The sequence below is a fragment of the Pedobacter sp. FW305-3-2-15-E-R2A2 genome, from assembly GCF_038446955.1.
GTDB lineage: Bacteria > Bacteroidota > Bacteroidia > Sphingobacteriales > Sphingobacteriaceae > Pedobacter.
Window position 1 is genome coordinate 3,445,943 of sequence record NZ_CP151803.1, and the last position, 17,324, is coordinate 3,463,266.

Here is a 17,324-nt window from a genome sequence, read left to right on the forward strand (position 1 = left end):
TCTAATGTACAAACAAGCAAGAAAAGGTATTGAGACGCCTGTAAAAACGCTGGAGTATGTGTTTATACTAGGCTTTACGCTCTCTTTCTTGTTGTTCTGCTGCGGTTTAATGGTCTATTCTGCGGACTATTATACCGCTATTGACATCGTTGATGGCGGCTATTCTCCTTTCGCATCTAAGCACCTGCTAAGCCTCATTACTTTTTTTGTCCTGGCCGTGTTTGGATTATTGAAGCTCTGGCTGAAAGGGAGAGCAATGCCTCCCTTATGGTTTGTACTGATGTTGGTTCTTGTTTTGATCGGGATCCCAATCAGTGCTGCTGTATTTGTTCAAATCTCACACAGTACGGAGTCTTATGATGGATGGCTGTTTGGTTTTTTGCCTTTTGCCTATATTTTAACTGCGGTAGCTGTAATTTGTAAATGCGTTGTGGAAGAGCTTGCTGGGGCAAACGACAAGGTGTACCGCAATAAAGTGCTTAACTATTTAAACCAAAAGATGGCGAAGACGGCCCATCAACCATTCTATGTGTTGATTTTGCTGATTCCGGTTTTTATCATTATAGTTGTCTTATTGATCTTATTCGGACAAGAAGCAGATTCGATGAGTAAAGTGTTTACCGAAACCACAACCTGGCGTTTTTCGACAAAAACTCATCCACCATTTTTAGACCATCAAGGTCATTATTTATGTACGGTCGCTGTTTGTGGTGATCCGAAAGTGGTAAAACCGCTTCGTTTGGGAATAAGGCATGGTCATGAAATTATTGTCAACAGACAGTTGCTCATTGCGAACGCTTTTGAAGAGTTGATCCAGGAAAATCTCCCTGCCGTACACCGGGTAATCAGGGCTTGCTATGATAAATACGGCTACCCGTTATCAAAGAAAATCACCAGTCAGAAGGGCTCAAACCTGGTTTATAGATTGATGAAACCTTTGGAGTGCTTTTTCCTGATATCTCTGTATTTGTGCAGCACTAAGCCAGAAGATAAAATCGCCAAACAATACGCGACCTAATAGAGGTTAAAACCAGATTCAAAGATTTTTGATCAACAGCAAAAGGCCCCACAGAAATGCGGGGCTTTTGTCTGTTCATAAATATATAAACAGGGGAGAGCGGAGGTTAATTATTTTAATAAGTATATTCCCAATGGAAGTTGAGTTGTTCTATAAGGTTGTTGTTGTGTGCACCTGAGATACGTACCAGTTTGGCCTTTAAACCATCTCCGAGGTCTGCTGAAAAGCCCATTTCATTTGTTTTTCCTGCGCCAATAAACCGTCCCTTTTCTGTAACGAACCAAAGGCCTTCAATATGGTTCTTCATATGCCCGTAAACACTAGTGATATATTCTTCGTCTTCAAGAACTAAACTTGTACTGTTTCCGGTGAATTTGCCAACGGTTAAATCGGTAGTTTGACCTTTATATCCTATGGTCAGACCAACTAAACTGCCATTTTCCTGAAATAGTGTTAACCGGCTGATCTTTGAGCCAGTGATGCCTTCGAAGGCTGTTGTACCCTGAAATCCACCAAAAGTACCTACAGACCTTTTCACGATCTTCTCTGTGTATTCGCTTTCTTTGGGATCAAAATGTTTCCATAATTTTGCCTGCACCATCAATTCATCGAGCTCAGATTCATATTGTTCAACGATCTGCTTTCTGCGTTGCAGCACTGCATACTCTGCCCGCTTTTTATGATCTTTGTAGCCAACCTGGGCAGTCTGGGCAAAATCAATATAGACATCAGACCAGCTCATTGTCCAGTTGTCAAAGGTATCCTCTACCACAGAAAATTTGACATAATTGTACCTGGTATCACCTATCATATTTTGCACATGGATCACGACCTCTTTCGGATCCGCTATGTGTGACAATCTGGATTTCATCAGGGATTTTTTGTGTTTTTCCGCGTCTTTCGAAAAAACCCTGATACATTCTTTCAAACTCTCCAAATGCTTTTCATAGTCGTTCGGCGTAGGCGCATATCCAAAGACATCTTCATACTCTACCAAAAGGTTACGTCGTAAGACCAGCATAATCGTTCCTAAGCCAATCAGGTAAGGCAATACGGATGGTTTTTTATTTAAGAAATGAGTTTGTCTTCCGGATCCGTAGCTGATTGCGCTGATCAGCTTGCTTCCTTTTTCTGCGGTTTTTGGGGATAAACCATCAAACTCTTTTGCAATATTTAACAATCCTGCTACATCATCCCTCAAATCGTCTATTATGTGTTTTTCCAGTATTTCGAAAATACGGGCATCGACATAGGTTTTCATTTGATCCCACAGTTCTGATAAGGTGTTTTTAGAACTCCAGAAAAAACCGATCACTGCACTGATGCCACCACCAACTTTTGGTATAGCACCTATGACGCCCAGTAAGACGGCGCGCCCCATCTCATTGGTTTCTGCATAAGACATGGGCGATTTTCCTACCGGATCGTCGGTTACCGGCACCATTTTAAACAATTGGTTGTCCGTTCCCGAAAATTGATGTTGACTTACATCTGCTTCGTCCGCTTCGCTTGCATTGATGACATCCAGAAATTTGTCGCTGTGTAATGCCCTGATGCGGTAATAGCCTCCGCCACCAGCGGGATCCAGATGAAAATGATGGTTTGCTTTTCCTGGTTCATAATGCCATTGAATAATTCTTGCTTTATCTGCCGCGGAGTTATTATCGATGGCCAGATATCGGTCTCTATATGCCGACATGATCCAGTGAAAATTATTCCCTTCATCAAAACTGAACTTTTGATTTTCATTGTCAATATCCAAAGTCATTTGGATCAATGAACTGCCTATTGCTTCGTTTTTAAAACCAAGCGCTTTGCCACTATGTTTCGCAATTAAAAAATAGCGCTGTCCCGATAGGTGTTTAAATGCCATGTATGTATAAGTTTTATGTTGTTTTACTGCTGGCAAAGAAAGCCTATCCCAGATAAAAAACACAAAAACCGGTATATACAAAGTGTATACATGGCAAATAAATTCTTATGGTTTTAATTTCTGTTACATGGAAATCACAATCTTACCAAAATGCTTGCCCTCTTCTAGTTTTTTATAGGCAGCCTTCACCCGGTCTATGGTAAATACCTCGTCAATTACCGGATGTAGGTTTGTCAGTTCAATTGCACGGTTTAGCGCGGAAAAACTTTCAGCACTGCCTACCGCTAAGCCTTGTATCCTTAGAAATGACATGTTGATTTTATGCCGGTGTATATCCAGGGGTAAAGCAGCTCCCGAAATAAAGCCGGCTGTACCTACAAAACCCATCTCTTTAACCGACAGGAGAGATTGTTCGATGGTTTTAGTTCCGGCGATATCCAGTGTAATGTCCACGCCTTCTCCATTTGTGAGGGAGAGGACTTGCTGATGCCATTCCGGATTTTGTGTATAATTAATGACCTCATCAGCTCCGATTGCTCTGAGTTTTTTCGCTTTTTCGTCGCTGCTCGTTGTGGCAATGACTCTTGCACCTGCGGCTTTTGCAATCTGCAGGGCAAACAGGGAAACACCTCCGGTGCCTTGTGTCAGCACAGTTTGCCCCAATTGTAAATTTGCCTGGTTGATTAATCCATGCCATGCGGTTAAAGCCGCAATTGGCAGTGTTGCAGTCTCTTCAAAACTGAGGTTATCCGGCGCCTTTACCAATCCGTATTCGGGAATACATACATATTCGGCCATGACTCCTGGAGTTTGCCAGGCTACGCGAATAGAATTGCTTTCTTTATCAATGTTTCCTTTTGTCCATTTTTGTACGTACTGGATGGCAACCCGGTCGCCGGTTTTCCACCTGGTTACATTTTTTCCGACCGATGCTACAATCCCGCTGCCATCTGAAGCTGGTATATAGGGAAAGTTCATCGCATTGGAAAAGCTTCCCTGGGCGATAATGTTGTCCAGATAATTTAAGGATACCGCTTTTATTCTTACTAAAACTTCGTTGTCCGAAGGGCGGGGAGATTCCACTTCATTTACGATCAAATTTTCAATTCCAAATTGGGTTAACTGTACTGCTTTCATGTTGTTTATTTTATATTCGTTCTTTTACCGGTAAAAATTAATGGATATCGCCGAGTGTAATCCGTAGGCGATTTAAGGCGTTCATCAGGGAAATACTGGCCGTGAGGTCTACCAGTTCTTTTTCGCTGAAATTGGTTTGCAGTTGTGTTTTTAGCTCCTCAAAATTACCTTCCATTCTGGTGATTGCTGCTGCCCATCGTAGTACCAACTTTTCTTTGTGGTCAAATGCATTGGTATATTTCCAGCCGGGTATCTTGTCGATAACGCTTTGTTCCATACCGAGTTCACGCAACTCATTGGAATGAAAACTGCAACAGTAAGCACAGCCATTCATTTGCGAGACATAGAGTTCGGCCAAAACAATCAGACGGATGTCTATTTCAGATTTCCTGATCTGTTGATGAGATTTGTATAAATGGCTTATGGTTTCTTTTGAGATTTCCTGATAGTTCATAATTGAAGATATTTTATCTGTTTTTGCAATCCAAAAGTAGGTAGGAAGGACCTCGGAGAATGGTAAATACTGGCGAAAGAACAGTAATATTCCTGGATTCTGGTTTAATGCCTCTGGGAATAGTTAAGTTTGTAGGATGGATTTTTTACATGATAGTTTTGCGATTGAAATTGCTGGCTACGCCGAATGGCAGGAGCGAAGCAGGACCAATAACTTTTTTGAACTGGTTTATGTACTGGAAGGAACTGGTCTGCAAAGTGTAAACAACATTAAGCTTCCTTTCCGGGAAAATGACATCCATCTGCTGCCTGCGGCAAAATGTTATAAATATATTATAGAAGAAGCGAGTCGTTTTCTGTTTGTACGTTTCACCAGCAGCTATTTTATTCCATTGTCAAACGATCAGGTCGACTATAGTTCCTGGTTTAGCCGTTTGAATTTTATCCTGGCAAATCACAACCATCACCCCGGCGAACTGATCAAAGATTTGGGTGATAAAGAACAGGTAAAGCGATTGCTGGATGCAGTGCTTTATGAATATGAACGAAAGGAAATTTGCTCCGCCTTCATCATCAGAACGACTTTAGTCTCCATTTTGGGAATTCTATCCAGGAATGCTCAAAAGAGTATTTTAAAAGGAAGAATAATTAATGATTCCAAATTTGCAGATCTTTTAAACTTTATCAGTTTTCATATCATCAATAAAGAAATGATCACCGTGGAATACCTGTCTGAACGTTTCGGCATTTCAGAAACTTATTTTAGCGAATATTTTAAGAGAAATGCAGGAGAGCGCTTTCAGGATTACGTACTTAAATCCAGGCTAAGAATCGCAGAATCCCGCGTGATTTATACGGCTACCCCGATTAAAGAAATTGCCTGGGAACTAGGCTTTACAGACAGCAGTCACCTCAACAGAATGATGAAACGGCATTATGGAAAAGGAATGTTACAGATCAGAAAGGGCGTTTAGCATAAGACGCTCTGAGGAATAAGTATTGGGAAATAAGCCCTGTTGATCAATCAGATTACAGGGGCTTTTAGGTTTTTACAATTACTCTTTCGATGGATCCGGGATGAAATAATTACGGTCAGGAGGTGCCTCATGAAGCGTGAAAATTTTCTGATAAACAGGATCATACACATCGATGATGGTGTAAGTTCCTGAGGTCATCCATTCTCCCTCTATCCAATTCCCATTTTCATCCAGTTTCTTGTAGATCGTTTCAGACTGGATAAAGATGCGGCCCCAGAACAGCCATTTCCCATTAATGTTGTGGACATAGTATACCCTGACCGGATCCAGCTGGAATATGCGTGCCGAGGGTTTGTCCTTAAAACTGAAGATCTTACCTTCTACATCAGCAAGTGTAACCGGGTTAATGATATGCTGATCCCGGTCCATTAGGTCCGAAGGAAATCCTTGTTCAGTAGTTAATTGAAGGGTGTCATTTATTTCTACGTAGCTTCCCATAAGATTTGATGGTTTAGGATTAATTAAAGTTGGGAGTCACAGCATAATCCCCACATGAAACTTTGGGTATCATTTGCATCCATTGTTAAGCGTATGATATAAGTGCTGGAGATGGCATTGACGGAGACGGTTTTATCCCCTGTTTGATCAGTTCTTTTTCTCATTGAGAGCGAGTTTAAAGTGTAGGAAATTACTAAAGTTAGTGTTCTAGAAATTCATGAGTATGGATTTTTGTGGCTGATAGAGAGTGTGTTATCTGTGACTAATTCAAATGCCAATATGTTTTGTGTTAAGCGCTACTCTAAGCTAAATATTTTTTCTGACAATAACACCGATCATCTGAATAAATCAAAATATGGTCAAATCAGGCTTGATTTCGTACCGCATTTATGATTTAATTGATAACTTGTCGCCGTGTTTTTTCTTTTGCTATTCAAAAGCCAGGTTATAAATCATGTATGTAATTGCCGGATTATTCAATATTATTTTAACGCAATTTGAAAAGTTAGATATCGATTTGCCGAAAATATTTTCTGAGTTTAAAACAGCGCTTAGTGTGCTTGAAGATCCTACTTGTAAAATAGATGCCGGGATCTGTGGACGGTATCTGGAACAGGCAGTCTTAGCAACAAAAGACCAAAGGATAGGACTGAAGACCGGATTTCTAATTCCTTTTACGTTAACAGACGCGGTGTTCAACACACCTCATAAAATGCAAACACTTGCTGAGATCGTTGAAAAAAAGGAAGAGACCGGGTACAAAGCAACGGATATCACCAGTTATACCGCCCGCGTAGAGGGCGATTCCTTTTATTATGAGTTGCTGATCCATCCTGAATTCAATCTCCGTTATCCTCAGGCCGCAAGAGTCTGGGCTGAAATGCAGTATGGTACCGCCATCCACTACGCGCATAGTTTCACAGGAAGGTTCCTGCATCCGGTTTTAATCCATTCTCCTTATCCAAAGGAAGGAGCAACAGATCCATTGGAAACGTATCTAAATTGTCAGGTAAAGTACAACCAGGATCGTGTGGCCCTGATCTTTCCTAAATCCGTTCTCGAACTGCCAGTTGTTCCTGTTCAGAAGAAGCTATTGCCTTTATTTGAGGAGCTGGAAAGGGAGATCAGGGAAAAGCAGTACAACCGACATTTTTCTTATGCCCTGGAAAGACACCTTTTGCATAGCATTTCTAATCCTGGTCTGGGCTTAAAATCTGCCGCTCTCAGGTTTAATATGAGCGAACGTAATATGCAAAGGCGGTTAAAAACGGAAGGAAGTTCTTATCAGCTGATTCTAAATAAGCTCAGAATGGAACTCTCCCAAAAGTATCTGAAAGAAAATGTCTCTCTAAATGAAATTGCTTTCCTTTTGGGCTTCGATAGCCAGAGTGCCTTTAACAAGTTCTTTCAAAAGCAGTTTAATACAACTCCCCGTAAATTTATCGGCATAAATTCAAATCAATTGAAGTGATATAAAAAAATAATCGTCCCTTCAATAGCATTTTTTGTATTGCCCTTTATTTCTAATGCAAAATGGATCACTGCTTTAGCCGTCCCTCTCAGGTTAACTAGCGAAACCAGCTTCACCGTCAGTCTGACCTCTGCGCCAGTCCTAACGGGCTGCTTAAACCTCAATTTTTCAACACCATAATTTACCATCATCCTGATGTTCTTTACCTCAACAATCTCCGCCCACAGAAATGGTAACAACGATAAAGTGAGATAGCCATGGGCGATTGTTCCCTGAAAAACACTTTCCTGTGCCGCTTTCTCCGTATCTACATGAATCCATTGATGGTCCAGGGTCGCATCAGCAAATAGATTGATCTGATTCTGGGTGATTTTCAGGTAGTTTGAGGGCCCGATTTCCTTTCCTACATAGGTTTCAAATTCTTTAAAACTATGGATAACTTTCTTCATAAATTGGTTTTAACCTGAGCATGCATGTTATTTTTTCTCAGGTTCCGAAGATACGGCACCGCTCAAAATAGCTTTTGAAAAACAAGCCAGATTTTTGTCCAAAGGCGTCAGTTTTTCCCTGATTTATAATGGTGACCCTTTATATCTCCCCAACTATCTTGCGAATTTTTTTGAGCCTGCAACACAAAGAATTACGCCAACAGTAACGCCCAACATCGCAATACTCACGCTTTCATGAAGTAAAATTGCGGCCAGCGCTAATCCAAAAAAAGGCTGTAACAGTTGTAATTGCCCTACCGCTGCAATACCTCCCTGAGCCAGGCCACGATACCAGAACACAAAGCCAATCAGCATACTGAACACGGAAACATATGCCAGACCAATCCAGGCCGCCGGGCCAACTGCTGCGAATGATGCCGGACGTTGTAAATACATCATAGGTGCTGTAAAAGGCAAAGAAAGCACTAATGCCCAGGAAATTACCTGCCATCCTCCCAGCGTTTTTGAAAGCTTTGCGCCTTCGGCATAGCCAAGTCCACATAAAATAACCGCGAGCAGCATCAGCAGATCACCAATAGGTGATGCTTTAAGACCCTGAGCAACCGCAAATCCAATCACGAGCAGGCTCCCTGCGATGGAGCATAGCCAGAATGCAGGGCGAGGACGTTCAGCCCCACGCATTACAGCGAATATTGCAGTAGTAAGTGGCAACATTCCAAGGAATACAACAGAATGTGCGGAAGTGACATATTGCAAGGCCATAGCGCTCAATAAGGGGAAACCTATGACCACGCCGAGGGAGACAATGGCTAAGGAAGCAATCTGTTTCCGCGCAGGTCGTTTTTCTTTAAAAAGGAGCAGTACACAAAGTGCAAGCAATCCGGCGATGGTTGCCCGGGAAACCGTTACAAATACCGGATCAAAATCCAGCACAGCTGCCCTTGTTGCAGGTAAGGATCCACTGAAGATCAGTACGCCGATGAACCCGTTTTTCCAACCCTTGCTGCTATTTTCTTTTGATGTATCGGAAAATGATTGATGATTACTCATGATGTTAAGCTTAATTATTATTTAGGCGAAAGTAGGAGAGGAATAGTGGTAAATACAGTCTCAGTTTTGCGTATTTCGATGGACACAGTTATATTTACCACATGAGCAAAGATTTTCTGTACAATGACATCGCAAATGCAATTGCCAGCCAGATCAGAACCGGAGTCCTGAAATCCGGAGACAGATTACCTTCTGTAAGAATGTTGTGCAAGGACCATGGGATCAGCATGAATACCGCCAAGCGGGTATTCCTGGAATTAGAGGCTCATTCCTTAATTGATTCGAAACCGCAGTCGGGTTATTTTGTGAGCCGGCAATCTTCTATAAAACTTCCGCTTCCTGAAGTGAGCCGGCCATCATCTGTCGCTAACGATAATGAACCAGATGAACTGATCAGTAGGGTCTATGCTGATATGGGAGATGACAGGCTCACGCTTTTCTCCATTAGCGCGCTCTCCGCTGATTTGCTGCCATTGGTGAAACTGAAAAAAGAGATTGGGCATGCAGTCCGGAACCTTAAAGATGCTGGGACGGCTTATGAATCTTTGCAAGGTAATGTGAGACTGAGGAGAATGGTTGCGGTCCGGTCTTTAGCCTGGGGCGGGGATTTACATGAAAATGATGTGATCACTACCAATGGTGCCATCAATGCAGTTTCCCTTTGTTTAATGGCATTGGGAAAACCGGGCGATACGGTTGCTATGGAGAGCCCATGTTATCCCGGAACCTTACAGTTGGTCATCAGCCTCGGATTTAAAGTGCTGGAGCTTCCAACACACCCGGTTACCGGATTGGAAATAAATGCGTTAAAAGAAGCTATTCCGAAAATCAACATTTGCCTCCTGGTTCCCAACTTCAATACCCCTTTGGGAAGCTTTGTCCCTGATGAGCACAAAAAGGAAATCGTAACTCTTTTATCCAGCCATCACATTCCACTAATTGAAGATGATGTCTATGGCGATTTGTATTTTGGTCTGCAACGTCCAAAATGCTGTAAATCATTTGATAAAGAAGGGAATGTCTTATGGTGCAGCTCGGGCTCGAAAAGTCTGGTGCCTGGCTTTCGCGTCGGTTGGGTTGCTCCGGGGAAATACAAAGAAAAACTGTTAAAGTTAAAGCGAATTCATTCCATATCTTCCGCTTCTATCATTCAGGAATCAGTAGCCAATTTCCTGAAGACCGGGAAGTATGAAAATCATTTACGTCAGCTTCGCCGGATTCTACAGGACAATTACCAAAATTATATCCATGCCATCGCACAATATTTTCCGGAGGGAACTAAGATAAGCAGGCCTCAGGGTGGACTGTCGATCTGGGTTGAATTTAGTGAGATTGATACACGAAAACTATATGACCTGGCCATTAAACAGCAGATTAGCATTGCTCCGGGACGAATGTTTACCCTTCAAGATCAATTTGAAAATTGCATGAGGCTCTGCATTGGCTTAGCCTGGTCAGCCGAAGTGAAATTTAAACTAAAACAACTTGGAAATCTTGCGAAGGTGATGCAAATGAGTTAAACCAGTCTCAAAGACTATAAACCAAATTACCGGACCACAAGACCTTGATCAGGTTGATATTTATCATATTCCATATGTTGTGCCACCTTCATCGCTGCTTCTTTTCCTTTTAATTTGGCAACCAGGTGCAAGGCGCCATCTATTCCGGCAGAGATGCCGGCGGTGGTGATCACTCTACCATTATCAACGTATCTTGTATTCTTTAGCACCCGGGCTGATGGGACCGCTTTTTGCAGGTTCTCAACGCTGCGATGGAATGTAGTCACCTGGAGGTTGTTCAGCAGGTCGGCTTTACCAAGAATGAAAGCACCTGTGCAAACAGAGAAATAGCTATAGGTGGCCTGATCCCTTGATTTAATCCAGGCAATGACTTCGGGATCATCAGCCGCCACTTCGTCATTTCCTCCAAAAACAGCGAATATATCCGCAAGAGGAGCATCAGCAATGCTGTACTCAGGGATTATCTTTAGTATCCCCTGCGAAATCAGCGGTTCTTTCGTTTTGGAAACGGTGAAAACCTTAAAACCTGCATAGGAAAACACCTCCATTGGTCCTGCAAAATCAAGTACCTCTACACCATCGTACAGGTAAAAACAAACTGTGGTCTTCTGTTCCTTGACCAGGCGCTCTTTTTCATTTTTATTCACTAGTGTCATTTCACAATGAGGACAAATTCCAGCTTTACTAAAGCTGATCGTATCACAAGAGCCCCCGCATGGTGGACATACATAGGCAATGGCAGATGGTTGTTGTGCAAACAGAAAGCATGGAAATAGGAGCAGTGCTATAATTAATCTTTTCATAAATCAGAATTAGATGGCAAACCTATAGCAAAAAGATACATAAATCCGGACAAACAGCATGCAAATCCGGACAATAGTTATAGTCTGTGTTTGATGAGCTGTCTGAGCTGACCAGGACTTTTATATCCACATTCCATAGCGATCCATGCCATTTTATGATGGTCTTTCAGTAAGTGCATTGCTTTTTCCAGACGCAGTTGCTGTACATATTGCCCAACCGTAATGCCGGTAGAAGATTTAAATAAACGGGTCAGCGATCTGGGACTGATATGGACCAGTTCCGCCAATTCTTCTATACTGATCTTCTCACGCAGGTGTTGAGCAATATAATCCTGCACCTGGTGGATCTGGTAATTGATATGTTGTCTGTTTTGTATATAAATGCTGTCTTGTGGGTCTTTGCCTTCCCGTCGTACATATACCACCATGTCTTTAGCAACTTTACAGGCAAATGCGACCCCGTGTCGCTCTTCGACTAAAAAAAGCGCTAAATCAATGCCCGTCGCAATTCCAGCACTTGTATATATATTACCACTTTTAACATATAATATATTTTCCAGGACCTTTATCCTGGGATACTGTTGTTGTAAGGTGGAGGTCCAGGCCCAATGTGTGGTACACTGACGTCCATCAAGTAATCCGGCAGCCGCCAGGGCAAAAGCAGCAGTACAAACGGAGCAGACCGCTGCTGCCTTTGTAGCGGCACTTTGCAGCCATGGAATCCACAAAGCGTCGTCGGATCGTTGCCATTTGGCAATTTCCATACCGGCAACAATGACGGTGTCATTCGCGTTAACAGTTAATTCTTCAGGTGCAATTACCTTTGTAAAACCCAGACCACTTGAGGAAATCGGCTGGGGATAAGGGGAGACGTAGCAAAGCTCATAAGGTTTCCCCAGACAGCCTGATTCATAAAATACGGTTACAGCGCCGGCAAGATCCAGTAGATGCACGCCGTCAAAGAGAAAAAATATAATGCGATCAGAGGCCATGATGCTAATATAGGATGATTTCAACAGATGTACATCCAGGCAATAAATTTATCAGTTTTAATATACTAATATTTTTAGTATTTTTACCGGATAAAGATATAAATGGATGGTCAATAGCAGGGTAATGGAGAAGTTGGAAATACTGGCCGACGCAGCGAAATATGATGTTTCCTGTTCCTCAAGCGGTAGCAAACGAAACAACAAAGACAAAGGCCTCGGAGATTCCAAAGGGTATGGAATTTGCCATGCTTTCACGGAAGATGGCAGATGTGTTTCCTTACTTAAGATTTTACTGACCAATCATTGCATTTTCGATTGCGCTTATTGTGTGAGCAGAAAAAGCAATCACGTAAAACGTGCCGCATTTACGGTAGAGGAGGTGGTTGATGTGACCATAAATTTTTACCGCAGAAATTACATCGAAGGGTTGTTTTTAAGTTCAGGGATTTTCGATAGCCCTGATTATACGATGGAACGACTGGTTCGGATTGCTAAAAAATTACGCATAGACCATAATTTCAATGGCTATATCCATCTAAAAGCTATTCCAGGAGCGAGTGACGAGTTAATGAAGGAGGCCGGATTATACGCTGACCGCTTAAGTGTAAATGTTGAAATGCCAACGGAGCAAAGTCTGAAATTACTGGCACCTGAAAAAAAACATATCGATGTGATCAAACCAATGGAATACTTAAAAAAGGAAATCATCGGTTATCGGGAGGAAAAATCTCTAAACAAGAAAGCGCCTGTTTTCGCACCAGCAGGGCAAAGTACACAAATGGTGATCGGCGCTACAAAAGAAACCGATATGGAGATTCTGGGGATGGCAGATTATTTTTATCAGCAAATGAATATGAAACGGGTATACTATTCCGGATACGTTCCCATCAGTAACGACGGGCGGCTCCCAATGATAGGTACACCGGTTCCCATCATTCGCGAAAACCGCCTTTATCAGGCAGATTGGCTGATCCGATTCTACGGATTTAAGGTGAATGAAATTGTTGGATTTGATCAGCCACATCTGGACCTGGATATTGACCCTAAATTAGGTTGGGCATTGCGTAATCTTGACCAATTCCCTGTTGATATTAATACCGCTACCCTTGAAATGATTAAACGGATACCCGGAATTGGACATCAAAATGCAAAAAAAATAGTAGCTGCACGGAAATTTAACAGGCTTTTACCCGAGCATTTACAAAAGATGGGGATCGCTTATAACCGTGCGAAATACTTTTTGGCGGTTCCTCATCCTTTTTCGATCCAAAAGGATTTTACGTCGGTTCAAATCAAACATCAGATCCTAAGCTTGCAGAACAGTAAATATAAATCTGATTTCTCTTCACAACTGGCCTTATTCTGAGTTAATGACCGCAATGATTTACGATGGAACCTATCAGGGCTGGCTGACAGCAATCTTTGATAGCTATGACCACAAGCTGAATGAAGTATGCTTTTTGAAAGAAAAAACAGCTTCAATTCCTTTATTTGCAACACCTCATTATGTGATCACAGATGAAATTAAAGCCACACGCGTGATGAAGGGGCTTAAACAGCGTCTTTCTGCTGAAGGCTTGAAAAATCTCTATAATATCTACTTATCTGAAGAAGAAAAATCGGAGGAAATGATGTGGCGTTTTGTAAAGTATGTTTTTGAATGTAAAGACAACATAGAACAAAATTTCAGCAATAGCGCAGTTTGGGATGTTAAAAAGCTGGCTAAGAAAGTCAAACGGGAAGCCCACCGAATGGAGGCTTTCGTTCGTTTTAAACTTACGAAAGATCACCTGTTCTATGCTATTATTGAACCTGATCATAATGTTTTGCCTCTTATTGAAGGTCATTTTAAAGGGCGCTATGCGGATCAGCGCTGGTTAATTTATGATGCCAGGAGAAAGTATGGCATTTATTATGATCTCGAAACGGTGACCACTGTAGAACTTGAGTTTAAGCTCGGAGCTGGATCGGCTAAGGCTATTGCAGAAATTTGTGATGAAAGAGAAGAATTTTTCCAGGAACTTTGGCGCAGGTATTTTAGTAGTGTTAACATTAAGGCACGGAAAAATATGCGGCTTCATATACAGCATATGCCTAAACGTTACTGGAAGCATTTACCGGAAAAGATGCCGGAAAATTAATGTCATTCTTTACCAATGAGTACTAAAAGTTCTTGTGCCGAACGATGGTCATTGTCTGCATTGGCGAGGTGTAAATACCTGTGTACCCCATGCTAACAAGCGTGTCCAATCTTAGTAAGTCGTTAGTTTTGTTGTCATAAATCAGGATTCAATTGGAGTGCGCTATGTTTTGGCCTTTTGATTTACTTCTACTCAAAAAGAAGTTATGGAAATGAGATAACTTCTTTTTGAGTAATCTTGGGAAAGCGTAAAGCCCTGGCCTTGCTTACTCTTTATTGATGCTGTAGCGGAGCGATACCAACCCGGTTTCATAAGTTTTGCTATGTAGGAGTTTAAGTTTGGTACGGTTATTTTGCTTACCGAACAGCGCTTTGCCACTGCCAAGTAGTATTGGATGTACTGACAACCATAATTCATCTACAAGGTCTTCTTTCATCAAAGCTTCGCTGAGCTCGGCACCACCATACAGCCAGATGTCTTTGCCTGGTTGTTTTTTTAGCTCTCTGGCCTCGGTAATGACATCTCCGGATATAAGTACCGCACCTTCTTTTACTGTTTTCAAGGTGTTGGAAAATACGTATTCGATCATTCCCGGCATGCCGGGAATCGTTTCTCCGTTATTGTTCTCTGCATATTGTTGTGCGATCTCGTAGCTTTTGCGTCCAATAAACATCGCGTCTATACCGGTAAAGAACTCGTTCAGACCATAATCCTGATCCGTGAAGCACCAGTCATATTCGCCATTGGGCCCTTCAATATATCCATCCAATGTTACTGCTAACCCTAATATTAGTTTTCTCATATCTCTAATGTTTTTGTAGGACAAAATTGTAAAGAATAACTTGTTTCAAATTGTACAGAACGGACATCAATACAGAATATCTGCCGCACGTGCCAATTCGCCAGGAGTACAGCCAGCGTAATTTTTATAGTCACGATTAAAGTGCGCCTGATCGTAATAACCACTTTTGCAGGCTATTTCTGTAAGTGAGCATTCAGGGTGTTTTTTCAGCAGAGATAGCGATTGTATGAATCGGTACACACGTAGGTATTCTTTAGGTGACAGGCCAATATACTCCTGAAATTTCCTTGATAGATGGCGCTGACTAATACCGGTGTCATTTGTAAGCTTGCTCAGTGATATTGAGCCAGCTGCACCTTGCATTTGTTGGAGGCAATGGGCCACCTGCAAATCATCCTTTCCCAAGCTCAATTGTCGCAGCAAATAATTCTGTACTATAAATACGCGGGTCTCATTGTCAGGGGCGGAGGTTAGTTTGTCTTCTATTTCTCCCGCCAGGTCTTTCCATACATCTGATAGTGCTGTATTCGTGTCGGTTAGCATTTGCATTGGAAGGTGGAAAAATTTATACGCCATGCCAGGGTAAAAACAAATGGCGAGGCAACCCGCTCCTTTACGCATCTGAATATCCATAGGACGGCTCATGCGAAAGCTAACGATACTGCGCTTGTACAGCTCATCATCTATAATTGCAATTGGCGTGCTGGTGTAGTTCAGAAACAATTCAACACAAGTATCAGGAAGCACACGTACATGATTGTTGTCTGTACCTTCATCGCAATCCATAGTGCATATCAGTTTAACATAGGATCGCAGACTTGGGATGATATCATACATTTGAATACGCATACTTTATAAAAGTATAAATTTTCGATTTGTGGCTTCTTTTTTTTTTGCAATATCTCATTCACAGCCACCGGTTTTTTACTGTTCATAAGAATTGGGCTTATAAAGTACGAGTATATCAACGGTTTGTTGGATTTTGGTTAAGCCCAAACCCATACGCTTCAAGATATCCAGTAAGCTTTGTGGGTTTTCCGGCTGGAAAGAGAATTTAATATCCAGTTTTTCTGAGTTTCCTGTTTGATCCACAACGAGCTTACCTATACCATAATTCTCAATAAACTGGGCAAAATCGCTCATGCTGATCGCATCCTGGTCTATCTCTCCGTGTCTGGAATAATAGGTTCGTTTGCCACTGAGATTTCTCCTGATGCTTTTAAATTTCGCAACATCTATAATCCTGAGCGCCTGTACTTCTTTAATAATGGGTTTTACTTTTGCCTGCAGATCAAATCTTTTGGTCAGCTCTTTTTGTAAAGTGGATAATAAATCTCCTGGCGATTCAACAATCAGGTCCAGACAGTAAACGGGTTCATTCTTCTCCATCCCTGTTTCGTTTATGGTGCGGTTGTAGGGATAATCTCCGTATGCCAACATGTAAAGGGAAGCCAGACTCAGATTTATACAGGTGAGCCTACGCCCGCTAAATGTGTTATCATTCAACCAGGTCGTACTTAGTCCTGGTCCACCCTTAATCTCTGATTCCATCATGAATCTGTAACTCAAGGTATCTGCAGCGAAAAAGCGTTGTTTAATTAATTCCTCAGGACTGACAGTCTGATCTATCTTTTCTGGTAGATGAACCTTTTCTTTCCACAAAAGACTATCGATTACTTTTTCAGTGATGGCCTCCGGATGGGTTGATGCGACCAACTTCCCATCAGCGTCGAGGAGAATTGCATGTGGTATCAGTTTATGTGGGAATAATTTAGCTATATGTCGCCCGGTATCTATGGCAAACCAAAAGTTAGCAGGCTTTGATTGCAGGTACTTAGTCGTTCGTGATGCGGTCTCATCAGTGACTGCAATGACCTGTAAGGATTTCGGGTACTTCGCCTGCAAGGCTTTGAGATGAGGCATTGCCGCGAGGCATGAGCCACACCAGGTTGCCCAAAATTCCAATAAGATGATCTTTCCTTTCAATTGGCTCAGTGCAGCAAATGGAACAGGTGCATTTAGGACTTTGCTGAATTGCAGGTCGGGTACAAGGTCGCCGTTTTTAAGCTGGGCATGTGAAGTACTAACGGTAAACAGAAATAGAAGAACAAGTGTCTTTTTCATATTGCATTTTTTTATT

At 42.0% G+C, this 17,324-nt stretch carries 18 protein-coding genes; 6 read left to right on the forward strand and 12 right to left on the reverse strand.

Features of this window, described 5'->3' with window-relative positions; translation table 11 throughout:
• Nucleotides 1–4 precede the first annotated feature (4 nt).
• Complete coding sequence (locus tag AAFF35_RS13660) at nt 5–1,018, forward strand: DUF6688 family protein (protein WP_342333073.1); 1,014 nt, start codon at nt 5–7, stop codon at nt 1,016–1,018.
• A 115-nt stretch (nt 1,019–1,133) separates the two neighbouring features.
• Here AAFF35_RS13660 and AAFF35_RS13665 read toward each other — a convergent pair whose 3' ends face one another.
• The 3 genes from AAFF35_RS13665 to AAFF35_RS13675 form a co-directional block, all read right to left on the reverse strand.
• Nucleotides 1,134–2,891: an RICIN domain-containing protein gene (locus AAFF35_RS13665; RefSeq protein WP_342333074.1), complete on the reverse strand. Its 1,758-nt coding sequence runs from the start codon at nt 2,889–2,891 to the stop codon at nt 1,134–1,136.
• 123 nt (nt 2,892–3,014) lie between these two features.
• Complete coding sequence (locus AAFF35_RS13670) at nt 3,015–4,028, reverse strand: NAD(P)-dependent alcohol dehydrogenase (RefSeq protein ID WP_342333075.1); 1,014 nt, start codon at nt 4,026–4,028, stop codon at nt 3,015–3,017.
• Nucleotides 4,029–4,065: 37 nt separating this feature from the next.
• Nucleotides 4,066–4,482, reverse strand: a complete 417-nt coding sequence (locus AAFF35_RS13675; RefSeq protein WP_342333076.1) for a carboxymuconolactone decarboxylase family protein — start codon at nt 4,480–4,482, stop codon at nt 4,066–4,068.
• Nucleotides 4,483–4,618: 136 nt separating this feature from the next.
• On the opposite strand from AAFF35_RS13675, the gene AAFF35_RS13680 reads away from it, so the two are divergent.
• Nucleotides 4,619–5,455 (forward strand): AraC family transcriptional regulator, encoded by an 837-nt coding sequence (locus AAFF35_RS13680; RefSeq protein ID WP_342333077.1) that lies wholly within the window; start codon nt 4,619–4,621, stop codon nt 5,453–5,455.
• Nucleotides 5,456–5,536: 81 nt separating this feature from the next.
• On the opposite strand, the gene AAFF35_RS13685 is transcribed toward AAFF35_RS13680, so the two are convergent.
• Nucleotides 5,537–5,956 carry a hypothetical protein gene (locus AAFF35_RS13685; protein ID WP_342333078.1) on the reverse strand — a complete coding sequence of 140 codons (420 nt, stop codon included), beginning with the start codon at nt 5,954–5,956 and terminating at the stop codon, nt 5,537–5,539.
• Nucleotides 5,957–5,979: 23 nt separating this feature from the next.
• Entirely contained in the window at nt 5,980–6,120 is a 141-nt protein-coding gene (locus tag AAFF35_RS13690) for a hypothetical protein (protein WP_342333079.1), read from the reverse strand.
• A 290-nt stretch (nt 6,121–6,410) separates the two neighbouring features.
• Between AAFF35_RS13690 and AAFF35_RS13695 the strand changes: the two genes are divergently transcribed.
• On the forward strand, nt 6,411–7,427 hold the full coding sequence (locus AAFF35_RS13695) for a helix-turn-helix domain-containing protein (RefSeq protein WP_342333080.1): 1,017 nt from the start codon (nt 6,411–6,413) through the stop codon (nt 7,425–7,427).
• Here AAFF35_RS13695 and AAFF35_RS13700 read toward each other — a convergent pair.
• Nucleotides 7,415–7,876 carry a MaoC family dehydratase gene (locus AAFF35_RS13700; RefSeq protein WP_342333081.1) on the reverse strand — a complete coding sequence of 154 codons (462 nt, stop codon included), beginning with the start codon at nt 7,874–7,876 and terminating at the stop codon, nt 7,415–7,417. The genes AAFF35_RS13695 and AAFF35_RS13700 overlap by 13 nt on opposite strands.
• 153 nt (nt 7,877–8,029) lie before the next feature.
• Nucleotides 8,030–8,926 carry a DMT family transporter gene (locus AAFF35_RS13705; protein ID WP_342333082.1) on the reverse strand — a complete coding sequence of 299 codons (897 nt, stop codon included), beginning with the start codon at nt 8,924–8,926 and terminating at the stop codon, nt 8,030–8,032.
• A 101-nt stretch (nt 8,927–9,027) separates the two neighbouring features.
• Here AAFF35_RS13705 and AAFF35_RS13710 point away from each other — a divergent pair, with 101 nt between their 5' ends.
• A complete protein-coding gene (locus AAFF35_RS13710) occupies nt 9,028–10,446 on the forward strand; it encodes a PLP-dependent aminotransferase family protein (RefSeq protein ID WP_342333083.1) in 1,419 nt (472 codons plus the stop codon).
• Nucleotides 10,447–10,472: 26 nt separating this feature from the next.
• Here AAFF35_RS13710 and AAFF35_RS13715 read toward each other — a convergent pair whose 3' ends face one another.
• Nucleotides 10,473–11,249, reverse strand: a complete 777-nt coding sequence (locus tag AAFF35_RS13715) for a DJ-1/PfpI family protein (protein WP_342333084.1) — start codon at nt 11,247–11,249, stop codon at nt 10,473–10,475.
• A gap of 77 nt (nt 11,250–11,326) precedes the next feature.
• A complete protein-coding gene (locus AAFF35_RS13720) occupies nt 11,327–12,241 on the reverse strand; it encodes a DJ-1/PfpI family protein (protein ID WP_342333085.1) in 915 nt (304 codons plus the stop codon).
• Between the two features lie 124 nt (nt 12,242–12,365).
• On the opposite strand from AAFF35_RS13720, the gene AAFF35_RS13725 reads away from it, so the two are divergent.
• Both AAFF35_RS13725 and AAFF35_RS13730 read left to right on the forward strand, forming a co-directional pair.
• The gene (locus AAFF35_RS13725; RefSeq protein WP_342333086.1) at nt 12,366–13,607 is read left to right on the forward strand and encodes a putative DNA modification/repair radical SAM protein; all 1,242 of its coding nucleotides are present in this window, start codon (nt 12,366–12,368) and stop codon (nt 13,605–13,607) included.
• Between the two features lie 13 nt (nt 13,608–13,620).
• Nucleotides 13,621–14,382, forward strand: coding sequence for a TIGR03915 family putative DNA repair protein (locus AAFF35_RS13730; RefSeq protein ID WP_342333365.1), 762 nt, complete (start codon nt 13,621–13,623; stop codon nt 14,380–14,382).
• Between the two features lie 265 nt (nt 14,383–14,647).
• On the opposite strand, the gene AAFF35_RS13735 is transcribed toward AAFF35_RS13730, so the two are convergent.
• The 3 genes from AAFF35_RS13735 to AAFF35_RS13745 all read right to left on the reverse strand — a co-directional run bounded on the left by AAFF35_RS13735 (nt 14,648) and on the right by AAFF35_RS13745 (nt 17,308).
• Complete coding sequence (locus AAFF35_RS13735) at nt 14,648–15,184, reverse strand: dihydrofolate reductase family protein (RefSeq protein WP_342333087.1); 537 nt, start codon at nt 15,182–15,184, stop codon at nt 14,648–14,650.
• 66 nt (nt 15,185–15,250) lie between these two features.
• On the reverse strand, nt 15,251–15,970 hold the full coding sequence (locus tag AAFF35_RS13740) for a helix-turn-helix domain-containing protein (protein WP_342333088.1): 720 nt from the start codon (nt 15,968–15,970) through the stop codon (nt 15,251–15,253).
• Nucleotides 15,971–16,108: 138 nt separating this feature from the next.
• Nucleotides 16,109–17,308, reverse strand: coding sequence for a redoxin family protein (locus AAFF35_RS13745; RefSeq protein ID WP_342333089.1), 1,200 nt, complete (start codon nt 17,306–17,308; stop codon nt 16,109–16,111).
• Between the last annotated feature and the right edge of the window lie 16 nt (nt 17,309–17,324).